Below are 12,250 nucleotides of genomic sequence, written 5' to 3'. Positions count from 1 at the left end.
GGGCCTCAGCCCAGCGGGTCGAAGCCGGGTGCCTGGCTCATCTCGGAAGGCTTGTAGATCTTGTGCTGCGCCGCCGGGCCGCCGGCGTCCGTGACCACCAGCAGGCGCCAGAGGGGATCGCGCGCCGAGGCCGTGCGCTCTTCGCCGGTGAGCTTGAAACCCGGCAGGCCCGAGGCGGTGCCTTTCACCGCGACCTTCAGCAAGGTCACGCCCTTGGCGTTCGACACCTCGAGGTCGAAGCCGATCTGCTGGGCGCTGACGTCCTCGGCCTTGTAGCCGTAGCCGCCGAAGTGACGCTTCACGTAGTCGAGCGCGGCGGCCTGGAGCTGCTCCGGCGAAGCGGCCTGCGCCGCCGCAGGGGCCGCCTCGGCCGGAGCCGGAACACCGCCACGCGCCTTGGCGGCCTGCACTTCGGCCTCGGTGGGCAGCCAGCCGCGCGGGCCGCGGACCAGCACCGCCAGCAGCTGGTCGGGCTCCCAGGAGGCGACGTGCCATTCGTCGTCGTCGCGCACCCGGGTCGACACCTTGGCGCTCTTGTTGGTCTCGAGTTCGGCGATCGGCACCCGGTTGGTCTGCACGACCGCCCTGAAGCCCTGGCCGGCGTCGAGGGTTCGCTTGAGCAAGGCCAGCCGGTCCTTGGCGCGCTGGACCTGGTTGGCCGTGCGCGCGCCGCCGCTCGCGCGGTGCTGGGTGTCCAGCGACTCGAGGTAGAACCAGCGTCCACCGGCGCCGACGCTGACATATTCGGCCCAGATGGTGGCGATGACGTTGTCGCCGGTCGCCATCCAGGCGTACTCGTAGGGCTTGTCGCGGGCATCGAACACGCCCATCTTGGCGACGATCTCGACCGGGGTGAGCCGTGGTCCTGACAGTCGCTTCTCATCGATGACAGCGAGTACCTGGGGGTCGACTTCCTTGTCCATTCAGTAGGCTTGTGGCGAGTTGGGGGGGTTGGCAGTATGCCGCATCACCCATGGATGGCGAGTTCCCTTGCCTCCCGTTCGGCGTCCGTGTCCCTCACCGCCTGGACTCGCTCGATGGCCTCGATGTAGCGCGCGGGAAGCCCGCTTTGCCTGGCCCCGGCAAGCACGTGCCGCAGGTACCAGGTGTAGGGCCTCAGCGCCGAATTCTTTCGGGTCGCCAGGTAGGTCAGCGCCAGGACCTCCCCCGAATCCGTCCGGACGCTGATCTGGACGGCGTCGTAGCCGTTTCCGAGGCCTTCCGCCTTGTCGAGCGCCTGGCGGTCGCGACCGGCGATCTGGAACAAGGCGCCATGGACCGCGTCGAGCGGCGCATCGGTGCGCTCGCAGTCGGCCTTGCCCGAGCCATCCCTGCCGACCTTGTCGAAAACCAGGCGATAGCCCGCCACGCTGCCCGAGCCCTTCCGCTCGGCGGACGGCGCCCGGTCCGCGGCGCGGAGGCGCTCCCCGCTCATGTTGGAGCCGTAGGCAAAGTAGACGAAGGGGGCCGGGTCCATCCCGCGAAGTCGTGGGCCGTCAGCGCACCGTCGACATCACGGTGGCGCGGCAGCGGGGCTGCTCGGATGGCTGCAGCAGGCGGCAGTTGTCCAGGGCGCGCTGCTGCATGTCGCTCAGCCGGGGCTGGTTGCGCCGTGGCGGCGGCGGCTGGTGCCATTGATTCGGGGGCGGCCGGTGCCAGTTCTGCTGGTGCGGTGGCCGGTGCCAGTTCTGGTTGTGATTCCAGCGCTGGCCGCCGCCGCGCTGCCAGCCACGCTCCCACATGCAGCGCTCGAAGTTCACGCCCCGCCGGTCGCACGCCCTGAGGTCGCGGTCGAACTGCGGGCTGTTGTGCCACTGGGCCGAGGCGGGCCCCGCGGTCAGGAACCCGGCCATGGCCAGGAGCAGGGTCGGGATCACCTTGTTCATGCCGCGCAATATTGCATCCCCGCGCCGATTGCGCAAGGCGGTCGAAGAGCTCGCATCAGGCCGGCACGTAGCCCAGCTTCTTCATCGCCGGCCCCAGCGCCTTGCGGCTCTTCTCCATGCCGTCCCAGGGACCATTGCCGACCGCCAGCCGTTCGGCGATGTTGCGCACCGTCCATTGCGATGCGCTGCGCAGATCGGGCAGTTCGTCCCATGCCAGCGGCACCGACACGCCGAGCCCCGGACGCGAGCGCGCCGACCAGGCGCTGGCGGTGGTCGCGCCGAAACCGTTGCGCAGGTAGTCGACGAAGATCTTGCCGACGCGATTGCGCGGCCCGCTCTTGGCGACGAAGCGCTCCGGGATGGTGGTCGCCAGGTGCTGCACGACGGCCTGCGAGAAGCCCTTGACCGCATCCCAGCCGTGCTGCCGCTTGACCGGCACCAGCACGTGCAGCCCCTTGCCGCCGCTGGTCTTGAGAAAGGCCGGCAGGCCGAGCTCGGCCAGCAGCGTCTGCACCAGCATCGCCGCCTCCTGCATGCGCGCCCACGGAACGCCCTCGCCCGGATCGAGGTCGAAGGTCATGCGGTCGGGCGTGTCGATCGCCTTCGACGTCGCGTTCCAGGTATGGAACTCGATCACGTTCATCTGCGCCGCCGACAGCAGCCCGCGCGCGGTGTCGATCTGCAGCAGCGGATCGTGATCGCGGTCGAGCGACGGGTCGAGCAACTTCACGCCCGGCAGCTCGCTGTGCTGCGCATGCTTCTGGAAGAACAGCTCGCCGCCGATCCCCTCGGGCGCCCGCACCAGCGACACCGGCCGCCCCTTCAGGTGCGGCAGCATGAGTTCGGCCACCTGCTCGTAGAACGCCACCAGCTCGCCCTTGGTGGTGCCGCTCTCGGTGTCGATCACGCGCTCGGCGTGGGTGATGCGCATCGCCATGGACTCCTTCGCTCCTCTTTCGTGGCCGTCGGCGCCCGCGGGGGCGGCCTCGGGCGGCTCGGCGCGCTCGCGCCGGATCTGCGCCGCCGGCTTGTCGCTGCGCAGCCCCTGGAACACCGGGTGGCGGATCCGGCCCTCGCGGGTCCACTCGCCGAAGGACACCTCGCACACCAGCACCGGCTTCACCCACTGCGCCCTCACTCCGGCGGGCTTCTCGCCGAACGGGCAGGTGTCGCTGGCCTGGCGGTCGAGCCGCGCCTTGATGTCTGCCAGCCGGCTCTCGTCGAAGCCGGTGCCGACGTTGCCGCAGTAGACCAGCGTGCCGGCATCGTCGCGCACGCCGAGCAGCAGCGCGCCGAAGCCCGAACGCGATCCCTTGGGCGCCGTGTAGCCGCCGATCACGAACTCCTGGCGGCGCTGGTTCTTGAGCTTGATCCAGTCGGGCGAGCGGCGCGAGACATAGATCGATCCCTTGCGCTTGCCGACGATGCCTTCGAAGCCCAGCTGCGCCGACGAGGCGAGCAGGTCGCGCGGCGCGGCGTCGAAGACCTCGCTGAGACGCAGCTGCGCCGGCGGCCGGCTGCCGAGCAGTCGCGCCAGCCGGGCGCGGCGCTCTTCGAGCGGCACCGCGCGCAGGTCGACGCCGTCGAGGAAGGGGGCGTCGAACAGCCAGTAGACGATGTCCGACGTGGCGCCGCTGTCGAAGGCGTTCTGCAGCGCCTGGAAGTCGGGAGCGCCATGCTCGCCGGCGACCACGATCTCGCCGTCGAGCCAGGCCGAAGTCGTCTTCAGCCTGGCCAGCGACTTGGCGAGCGTGGGCAGCTTCGAGGTCCAGTCGTGGCCGTTGCGCGTGAAGCACCGGACCTTGTCGCCGTCGATGCGGGCCAGCAGGCGATAGCCATCGAACTTGAGCTCGTAGAGCCAGTCGCCGGGCGTGGCGGGTGGCGCCGAGGCGAGAGTCGCGAGCTGCGGGGCCAGCGCTTCGGGCAGGGCCGCCTTGCGGCCCTCGCTCTTCGCGGCGCTCTTCTTTGCGACGCCCTTCTTCGCGGCCGGCGCCTCGCGCCGCACCGGGTCGTCCACGCCGCGGCCGCTCAGCACGCTGTCGGGCTCGGCCTCGACAACGTCGTAGTCGGCCAGCGGGCGCGCCTCGCCATCGCGCTCCTTGATGAGCAGCCAGGGCACCTGCTTCTCGCCCTCGCCGCGCATCCGCACCAGGGTCCAGTGGCCGCGCAGCTTGTCGCCGCGCAGTTCGAACTTGAGCTTGCCTTCGGCCAGCGCCGCGCGCGCATCGCCCTCGGCCGCCCACTGGCCGCGGTCCCAGACGATCACGCTGCCGGCGCCGTACTGCTTGGGCGGGATCGTGCCTTCGAAGCTCGCGTAGGAAATCGGGTGGTCCTCGACCTGCACCGCCATGCGCTTGACCGTCGGATCGAGGCAAGGCCCCTTGGGCACCGCCCAGCTCTTCAGCGTGCCGTCGAGTTCGAGGCGGAAGTCGTAGTGCAGATGGCTTGCATGGTGCTTCTGAACGACGAAGGAGAGCATGCCCCGCGCCGACTTGCCGCCGGTGCGCGGTTCGGGCGTCTTCTTGAAATCGCGCTTGCCGTGGTAGGGCGCCAGGGCATCGCTCGCACGAGTGGCTGCAGGCATGGGGGTTCTCCAGTCTGGCACGTTAGTGTGCACTGGAGAACCCGCCTGTAGGAACGCGCCCCGAGTCGGAGCCCGGGCCTCAGCCCCGCTTGGCCACCAGCGTCAGGATGTCGTAGCTCGCGACCAGGTCGCCATCCTGGTTGGTCACCTCGACATCCCAGGCGACGACGCCTTGGCCGACGCCGTTGGCGTCCTTCTTCTGCCGATCGATCTTGCGCTTGCAGGTGAGGCGCGCGCGGATGGTGTCGCCGATGCCCACCGGCTTGACGAAGCGCAGCGTGTCGAGGCCGTAGTTCGCCAGCACCGGGCCGGGCGCCGGCGAGACGAACAGCCCGGCCGCCGCCGACAGCACGAAGTAGCCATGCGCGATGCGCTTGCCGAACGGGCTTTCCTTGGCCGCGATCTCGTCGAAGTGCATGTAGAAGTAGTCGCCCGAGATGCCGCCGAAGGCCACGATGTCGGCCTCGCCGACGGTGCGGCGGTGGGTCAGCAGCGAGTCGCCGATGGCCAGGTCCTCGAAGTGCTTGCGGAACGGATGCAGTTCGGATTCGTTGAGCTTCGCGCCGCGCATGTATTCGCCGGTCACGGCGGCGATCATGCTCGGCGAGCCCTGCAGCGCGGCGCGCTGCAGGTAGTGCTTGACGGCGCGCAGGCCGCCGAGCTCCTCGCCGCCGCCGGCGCGGCCCGGGCCGCCGTGCTTCAGGAAGGGCAGCGGCGAGCCATGGCCGGTCGATTCGGCCGCGGCCTCGCGGTCGAGCACCAGCATGCGGCCATGGTGGGCGGCGGCGATCGGGATCGCCTTGGCCGCGGTCGCCGGGTCCTTGGTGACCAAGGTGCCGACCAGGCTGCCGCGGCCGCGCGCGGCCAGCGCCAGTGCTTCGTCGAGGCCGTCGTAGGCCATCAGCGTGCTGACCGGGCCGAAAGCCTCGATGTCGTGCACCGCATCGTTGCCCATCGGGTCGCGGGCCAGCAGCAGCGTGGGCGAGAAGAACGCGCCTTCGGCCACGCCCTCGCCCTGCGGCGCGAAGCCGTCGCGCTCGCCGTAGACCAGTTCGGCGCCCTGCATCAGCAGGCGCACGCGCTCGGCGACGTCGGCCTGCTGCGCATGCGAGGCCAGGGCGCCCATGCGCACGTCCTCGCGCGCCGGGTCGCCGACCACGGTCTTGGCCAGCCGCGCGCGCAGCTTCTCGGCCACCGCGTCGATGTGCTGGCGCGGCACGATGGCACGGCGGATCGCGGTGCACTTCTGGCCCGACTTGACCGTCATCTCGCGCGCCACTTCCTTGACGAAGAGGTCGAACTCCTCGTCGTCGGGCGTCACGTCCGGTGCAAGGATCGCGCAGTTGAGCGAGTCGGCCTCGGCATTGAACGGGATCGACTGGCGCACGATGTTCGGATGCACGCGCAGCTTGGCCGCGGTGTCGGCCGAGCCGGTGAAGGTCACGACGTCCATGCCGTCGAGCCGGTCGAGCAGGTCGCCGGTGCTGCCGATCACCAGCTGCAGGCTGCCTTCGGGCAAGAGGCCCGAGCGGTGCATCAGGCGCACCAGCGCTTCGGTGAGGTAGCTGGTCGAAGTGGCCGGCTTGCCGATGCAGGGCATGCCCGCCAGGAAGCTCGGCGCCCATTTCTCGAGCAGGCCCCAGACCGGGAAGTTGAAGGCGTTGATGTGGACCGCCACGCCGCGCCGCGGCACCAGGATGTGAGTGCCCGCGAAGCCGCCCTTCTTGCCCAGGGGCATCGCCGGGCCTTCGTGCACCAGGTTGCCCGAGGGCAGCTCGTTGCCGCCGATGCCGGCATAGGCGGCCAGCGTGCCGGCGCCGCCCTCGATGTCGACCCAGCTGTCGGCGCGGGTGGCACCGGTGTGGGCCGAGACCGCGTAGAGCTCTTCCTTGTGCTCGGCCAGGTACTTGGCGAGCGCGCGCAGGCGCTGGGCCCGCTGCTGGAAGTCCATCGCCAGCAGGTTGGCGAGGCCGACCGTGCGGGCATGCTGGAGCGCCTCGCCGAAGTCGATGGCCTCGGCATGCGTGCTGGCGACCGGCCGGCCGTTGACCGCGCTGCGCAGCGCTTGCGCTGCCTGCGTGCCGAGCCAGCGGCCGCCAATGAAGCTTTGAAGGATTTGGGTCATAGGGTTCTCCAGGAAGGAAGAGACGAGGCCGGCGCCGGGAGCGTGGGGGTCATGTCACGGCGCTCTTGTTGCCGAGGCCGAGGTAGGTGTCGATGATTCGCCGGTCGTGGAGCAGGTCCTGCGCCGGGCCGGTCAGCGCCACGGCGCCGGTCTCCAGCACATAGCCGCGGTCGGCGACCTGCAGCGCGGCGCGCGCGTTCTGCTCGACCAGCAGCACCGAGACGCCATGCGCGCGCAGCGACGACACCACGTGCAGCACCTCGCGCACGATCAGCGGCGCCAGTCCCAGCGAGGGCTCGTCGAGCATCAGCAGGCGCGGCCGCGCCATCAGCGCCCGGCCGATGGCGAGCATCTGGCGCTCGCCGCCCGACAGCGTGCTGGCGAGCTGGGCGCGTCGTTCCTTGAGGCGCGGGAAGATCGCGAAGACCTCCTCCATGCGCTCCTTCTGGTCGCGCTTGCCGGTGCGCCAGCGGTAGAAGCCGCCGAGCAGCAGGTTGTCCTCGACCGGCATCTCTCCGAACAGCTCACGCCGCTCGGGCACCAGCGCCACGCCGCGCGCGACCATCGCCTCGACGCTCGGCCGCGCGATGCGCTCGCCCGCCAGGCTCAGGCTGCCGCTGGATGGCAGCAGGCCCATCGCGGCGCACAGCAGCGTGGTCTTGCCGGCGCCGTTGGGTCCGATGACGGTGACGATCTCGCCTTCGTTCACCTGCAGCGCGACCTGGTGCACGGCCTCCACCGCGCCGTAGGCGACGCTGAAGTCCCGGAGTTCAAAAAGCGCTGTCATGCAGTCACCGCCATCGTTTCTTCGTCGCTGCCGCCCAGATAGGCGTCCAGCACACGGGGATTGGATTGCACCTGGGCCGGCGTGCCCTCGGCGATGACGGCACCGAACTCGAGCACCGTGATGCGGTCGGCCAGGTTCATGACGAACTCCATGTCGTGCTCGACCACCAGGATGCCGAGGCCTTCCGCGCGCAGTTGCGACAGCAGTTCGGCCAGCGCCTGCTTCTCGAGGTGGCGCAGGCCCGCGGCCGGCTCGTCGAGCAGCAGCGCGGCCGGCTGGCCGGCGAGCGCGCGCGCGATCTCGACCACCCGCTGCTGGCCCAGCGCCAGCGAGGCGGCCGGCGCGTCGGCATGGGCGCCGAGTCCGCAGCGTTCGATCTGGCGGCGGGCTTCGGCCAGCAGCGCGGCCTCTTCGGCGCGGTCGAGGCGCAGCATCGAGGCGATCCAGCCGCGATGGCCGCGCCGGTGGGCGCCGAGCGCGACGTTCTCGAGCACGCTGCGGTTGCCGAGCAGCCGCACGTGCTGGAAGGTCCGGCCCAGGCCGCGCGCCGCGAAGTCGCGCGAGGGCTTGCCGGTCATGGCCGCGCCGAGCAGGCGCACTTCGCCTTCGGTCGGGTCGTCGACACCCGAGATCATGTTGAAGAAGGTGCTCTTGCCGGCGCCATTGGGGCCGATCAGCGCATGCACCTCGCCGGCCTTGAGCGTCATCGCGACCGCGTTGTTGGCGACCAGGCCGCCGAAGCGCTTGGTCACGCGGTCGGCCTCGAGCAGCAGTTCGCCGGCGGCCGGCAGCGTGCGGGCGTCCAGCGCCGCGATCGCCTTCGCCGGCTTCACCGGCTCCGGCTTCAGGAAGCGGCCGCTCACGCGCGCCAGCGTCGGCCAGAGACCGTCGGCGAAACGCTGCAAGACGAACAGCATCAAGAGGCCGAAGACGATCACCTCGAAGTTGCCGCTGGCGCCCAGCAGCTTCGGCAGGATGTCCTGCAGCTGCTCCTTGACCAGCGTGATCAAGGTCGCGCCCAGCACTGCGCCCCACAGGTGGCCCGAGCCGCCGACCACCGCCATGAACAGGTATTCGATGCCGATGTTGATGTTGAACGGCGTCGGGTTCACGAAGCGTTGCAGGTGCGCGTAGAGCCAGCCCGACAGGGCCGCCAGCAGTGCAGCGAGCACGAACACCTTGACCCGGTAGCGCGCCGTGTCGACACCCATCGACTCGGCCATCACGCGGCCCGACTTGAGCGCCCGCACGGCGCGGCCCTCGCGCGAGTCGAGCAGGTTGTGCAGCGCCCACAGCGCCAGCAGCAGCACCGCCCAGATCAGCGGGCCGAGCGCCCGCGGCGACGCCAGCGAGACGCCGAAGACGGTCAGTGCCGGGACGCCCGTGATGCCGGTCTGGCCGCCGAGGAACTCGAGGTTGCCGAACAGGAAGTAGAGGCTCAGGCCCCAGGCGATGGTGCACAGCGGCAGGTAGTGGCCCGAGAGCTTGAGCGTGATCGCGCCGAGCCCCCAGGCGACCAGGAAGGTCAGCAGCAGGCCGAACAGCAGTCCGACCCATGGCAGCAGTGGCGCCGGCAAGATGCCGCCGAGCGCGGCGGCGGCGGTCGGCGAGGTGCAGACCCAGGCGGTGGCATAGGCCCCGACCGCGACGAAGGCGGCCTGGCCGAAGGAGGTCATGCCGCCGACGCCGGTGAGCATCACGAGGCCGGCCGCGACCAGCGAATAGAGCGCGATGTAGCTGAACAGCGTGACCGTGAACTCGGGCAGCCAGGGCCAGCTGAGCGCCAGCGCGGCGATGCAGAGGAGGGTGAGGTGGCGACGGGTCATTCCTCGTCCTCCACATGGCGGCTGCGCAGCGATCGCCACCAGAGCACAGGGATGATCAAGGTGAACACCAGCACTTCCTTGAAGGCGCTGGCCCAGAAAGAGGAGAAGGCTTCGAGCTGCCCGACCAGCAGCGCACCCAGCAGCGCGATCGGGTAGCTGCCGAGGCCACCGACGATGGCGGCCACGAAACCCTTGAGGCCGATCAGGAAGCCGGTGTCGTAGTAGACCGTGGTCAGCGGCGCGATCAGCAGGCCCGAGACCGCGCCGATCAGCGCCGAGAGCGCGAAGCTCAGGTCGCCCGAGAGGTCGGTCGGAATGCCCATCAGGCGTGCGCCGACCCGGTTCATCGCGGTGGCACGCAGCGCCTTGCCGACGATCGAACGCTCGAAGAACAGGAACATCAGCACCACCAGCACGAAGGCGACGCCGACCACCACCAGCGACTGGCCGCTGATCGGCACGCCGCCGATATCGAAGCGCGCTTCCGAGAACGCCGGGGTGCGCGAACCCTCGGCGCCGAAGAACAGCAGGCCGAGGCCGACCAGCACGCCATGCAGCGCCACCGAGACGATCAGCAGGATCAGCACCGTCGCGTGGGCCAGCGGACGGTAGGCCAGCCGGTAGAGCAGCGGCCCCAGCGGCGTGATGAGGAACAGCGTGGTCACCGCCTGCAGCGCCAGCGACGAGGGGCGCAGGCCCAGCACCAGGCCGGCCGCGAGCACGGGAAACAGCACCGTCCAGACCAGCGTCGACTTCCAGTCGACCGTCGCCCCGCGCTTCCAGCGCCAGGCCTCGACCACCAGCGTCATCGCGGCCAGCGCGACCAGCAGCCACAGCGTGGCCGGCACGCGCCCGGCGGTCAGCGCCGCCATCGACAGCGCGCCGAACGCGACCAGTTCGCCCTGCGGGATGAAGATCACCCGCGTGACTGAAAACACCAGCACCAGGGCCAAGGCCATCAGTCCGTAGACCGCGCCGTTGACGATGCCGTCCTGCCCCAGCAACAGGGCAATCTGCAAGTCCATTCAAGTCTTTCCAGTGTCGAGATGCCGTTTCTCAGCTGGCAACCTCGAGGCCAGCGAAGCGAGGCCCGTTGGTGGAACACCGCGGAACCGGCTTTGCCGGGCCGCTGGTGTTGCCCCCGGCAGGGGGTGGGCGGCTACACGAAGTGAGCCAACCTGGGGGCGAGCGTCAATTCGCGGGAGGGATGTATTTCCAGGTGCCGTTCTCGACCTTGACCATGACGCGTGCGCGCTGGTCGAGGCCCAGGTGATCGTTCGGCGTCATGTTGAACACGCCGTGCGCACCCGGCAGCTCCTTGACCTGCTCGAGCGCATCGCGCAGCGCCGCGCGGAACTCGGGCGTGCCCGGCTGCGCCTTCTTGAGCGCCACCGGCACCGCGGCGGCCATCAGCAGGCCGGTGTCCCAGGCGTGGGCGCCGAAGGTCGACACCGAGCCCTTGCCGTTGGCGGCTTCGTAGGCGGCGACATAGGCCAGCGCCGACTTCTTCACCGGGTTGCCCGCGGGCAGCTGCTCGGCCACCAGCACGGGGCCGGCCGGCAGCAGCGTGCCTTCGACGTCCTTGCCGCCGACACGCAGGAAGTCGGCGTTGGCCACGCCGTGGGTCTGGTAGATCTTGCCGGCGTAGCCGCGTTCCTTGAGGCTCTTCTGCGGCAGCGCGGCCGGCGTGCCGGAGCCCGCGACCAGCACCGCATCGGGCTTGGCCGACATCAGCTTGAGCGTCTGACCGGTGACCGAGGTGTCGGTGCGCGAATAGCGCTCGTTGGCGACGATCTGCAGCTTCTTGAGCTCGGCGGCCTTGGCGAATTCCTGGTACCAGCCTTCGCCGTAGGCGTCGGAGAAGCCGACGAAGCCGACCGTCTTCACGCCGTTGGCGGCCATGTGCTCGGCGATCGCGAGCGACATCATGATGTCGTTCTGCGGCGTCTTGAAGACCCAGCGCTTCTTGGCATCCATCGGCTCGATGATGCGGGCCGAGGCGGCCATCGAGATCACCGGCGTCTGGCTCTCGGCCGCGACGTCGATCATCGCCAGCGAGTTCGGCGTGGTGGTCGAGCCCAGGATGATGTCGACCTTGTTCTCGGAGATCAGCTTGCGCGTGTTGTTGACCGCGGCCGTGGTGTCGCTGGCGTCGTCGAGCACGATGTAGTTGATCTTCTGGCCGCCGATGGTCTTGGGCATCAGCGCGATCGTGTTCTTCTCGGGGATGCCGAGGGAGGCGGCCGGGCCGGTGGCCGACACGGTGACGCCGACATTGATGTCGGCCTGGGCCAGCGCCGAGGCCAGCAGCATCGCGGCAAGGGCGATCGGTTTGAGTAGTTTCATTCGGGTTGTCTCCGGTTTTTCGAGGGGGTTGAGGATAAGCGGGAAGCGTGGGCGTCAGTCGTCGATGGCCGTCACGCGAACAGGCGTTTGCACGGCGGGCAGGCCGCCGAGAAAAAGGTCGGCCACCACCGGCGCCATCGCGTCGTAGTCGAGCTCGCCGCCGGGGCGCATCCAGATGAACATCCAGTTGATCATGCCGAACAGCAGCATGGTCAGCGGCTTGGCCAGCGCGGCCTGCTGCAGGTCGGGCCGCAGTTCGGCGACCACGCGCGCGAAGCCCGCCACCACGGTGCGCTGCGTGCCGAGCACGCGCTCGCGGTCGTCTTCCTCGAGGAACTTGACGTCCTCGGTCAGCACCCGATGCGCGTGCTTGGCGCCGGCGTATTCCTCGACGAAGCGGCGGATCAGTTCGCGCAGCCGCGCGGCCGGCGCCAGGCCCTGCCGCTCGACGTCGCTCACCAGGTCCTCGAGGCGCGAGACGTGGTTCTCGGCGATGCTCACGAGCAGGCTGTATTTGTCGCGGTAGTAGTGATAGAGCAGCGCCTTCGAGAAGCCGCAGGCCTCCGCCACCTGGTTCATCGAGGTCGCCGAATAGCCGCGGTTGGCGAACAGCAGCGCGGCATGCTCCAGGATCATGTCGCGTTGGTCGTCGTATCCGGCAGCTCGTCCTCGGGCCATGGCTTCCTTCGGGGGTGT

10 protein-coding genes are annotated in these 12,250 nt (G+C 69.8%); all 10 read right to left on the bottom strand.

All coding sequences use genetic code 11. The annotated features are described in order from the left end of the window. Positions 1-5 precede the first annotated feature (5 nt). The gene (locus tag QTI17_RS13345) at positions 6-923 is read right to left on the bottom strand and encodes a hypothetical protein (RefSeq protein WP_286533676.1); all 918 of its coding nucleotides are present in this window, start codon (positions 921-923) and stop codon (positions 6-8) included. A gap of 44 nt (positions 924-967) precedes the next feature. Beyond that, entirely contained in the window at positions 968-1,477 is a 510-nt protein-coding gene (locus QTI17_RS13340) for a gamma-glutamylcyclotransferase family protein (protein ID WP_286533674.1), read from the bottom strand. A gap of 19 nt (positions 1,478-1,496) precedes the next feature. After that, positions 1,497-1,886 (bottom strand): hypothetical protein, encoded by a 390-nt coding sequence (locus QTI17_RS13335; RefSeq protein ID WP_286533673.1) that lies wholly within the window; start codon positions 1,884-1,886, stop codon positions 1,497-1,499. A 55-nt stretch (positions 1,887-1,941) separates the two neighbouring features. Further along, positions 1,942-4,470: a DNA ligase D gene (gene ligD / locus QTI17_RS13330; protein WP_286533671.1), complete on the bottom strand. Its 2,529-nt coding sequence runs from the start codon at positions 4,468-4,470 to the stop codon at positions 1,942-1,944. Between the two features lie 79 nt (positions 4,471-4,549). After that, the gene (gene paaZ / locus QTI17_RS13325) at positions 4,550-6,595 is read right to left on the bottom strand and encodes a phenylacetic acid degradation bifunctional protein PaaZ (protein ID WP_286533670.1); all 2,046 of its coding nucleotides are present in this window, start codon (positions 6,593-6,595) and stop codon (positions 4,550-4,552) included. Between the two features lie 49 nt (positions 6,596-6,644). Then, positions 6,645-7,382, bottom strand: coding sequence for an ABC transporter ATP-binding protein (locus tag QTI17_RS13320; protein WP_286533669.1), 738 nt, complete (start codon positions 7,380-7,382; stop codon positions 6,645-6,647). Continuing rightward, entirely contained in the window at positions 7,379-9,208 is a 1,830-nt protein-coding gene (locus QTI17_RS13315; RefSeq protein ID WP_286533668.1) for a branched-chain amino acid ABC transporter ATP-binding protein/permease, read from the bottom strand. The genes QTI17_RS13320 and QTI17_RS13315 overlap by 4 nt, the downstream gene beginning before the upstream one ends. Beyond that, positions 9,205-10,233: a branched-chain amino acid ABC transporter permease gene (locus tag QTI17_RS13310; protein ID WP_286533667.1), complete on the bottom strand. Its 1,029-nt coding sequence runs from the start codon at positions 10,231-10,233 to the stop codon at positions 9,205-9,207. Before QTI17_RS13310 ends, QTI17_RS13315 begins: the two co-directional genes overlap by 4 nt. Positions 10,234-10,399: 166 nt before the next feature. Continuing rightward, complete coding sequence (locus tag QTI17_RS13305; RefSeq protein ID WP_286533666.1) at positions 10,400-11,554, bottom strand: ABC transporter substrate-binding protein; 1,155 nt, start codon at positions 11,552-11,554, stop codon at positions 10,400-10,402. Positions 11,555-11,608: 54 nt separating this feature from the next. Then, positions 11,609-12,232, bottom strand: a complete 624-nt coding sequence (locus QTI17_RS13300; RefSeq protein ID WP_286533664.1) for a TetR/AcrR family transcriptional regulator — start codon at positions 12,230-12,232, stop codon at positions 11,609-11,611. Between the last annotated feature and the right edge of the window lie 18 nt (positions 12,233-12,250).

The sequence above is a fragment of the Variovorax sp. J31P179 genome, assembly GCF_030316985.1.
Lineage (GTDB): Bacteria > Pseudomonadota > Gammaproteobacteria > Burkholderiales > Burkholderiaceae_C > Variovorax > Variovorax ginsengisoli_B.
The sequence above is the reverse complement of the archived record's forward strand: the minus strand, read 5'-3'. Positions and strand labels throughout refer to the sequence as shown.

What these genes read in the sequence shown, in the direction of transcription:
- QTI17_RS13345 (WP_286533676.1), bottom strand. Translation starts at nt 923, where the DNA reads ATGGACAAGGAAGTCGACCCCCAGGTACTCGCTGTCATCGATGAGAAG.
- QTI17_RS13340 (WP_286533674.1), bottom strand. Translation starts at nt 1,477, where the DNA reads ATGGACCCGGCCCCCTTCGTCTACTTTGCCTACGGCTCCAACATGAGC.
- QTI17_RS13335 (WP_286533673.1), bottom strand. Translation starts at nt 1,886, where the DNA reads ATGAACAAGGTGATCCCGACCCTGCTCCTGGCCATGGCCGGGTTCCTG.
- ligD (WP_286533671.1), bottom strand. Translation starts at nt 4,470, where the DNA reads ATGCCTGCAGCCACTCGTGCGAGCGATGCCCTGGCGCCCTACCACGGC.
- paaZ (WP_286533670.1), bottom strand. Translation starts at nt 6,595, where the DNA reads ATGACCCAAATCCTTCAAAGCTTCATTGGCGGCCGCTGGCTCGGCACG.
- QTI17_RS13320 (WP_286533669.1), bottom strand. Translation starts at nt 7,382, where the DNA reads ATGACAGCGCTTTTTGAACTCCGGGACTTCAGCGTCGCCTACGGCGCG.
- QTI17_RS13315 (WP_286533668.1), bottom strand. Translation starts at nt 9,208, where the DNA reads ATGACCCGTCGCCACCTCACCCTCCTCTGCATCGCCGCGCTGGCGCTC.
- QTI17_RS13310 (WP_286533667.1), bottom strand. Translation starts at nt 10,233, where the DNA reads ATGGACTTGCAGATTGCCCTGTTGCTGGGGCAGGACGGCATCGTCAAC.
- QTI17_RS13305 (WP_286533666.1), bottom strand. Translation starts at nt 11,554, where the DNA reads ATGAAACTACTCAAACCGATCGCCCTTGCCGCGATGCTGCTGGCCTCG.
- QTI17_RS13300 (WP_286533664.1), bottom strand. Translation starts at nt 12,232, where the DNA reads ATGGCCCGAGGACGAGCTGCCGGATACGACGACCAACGCGACATGATC.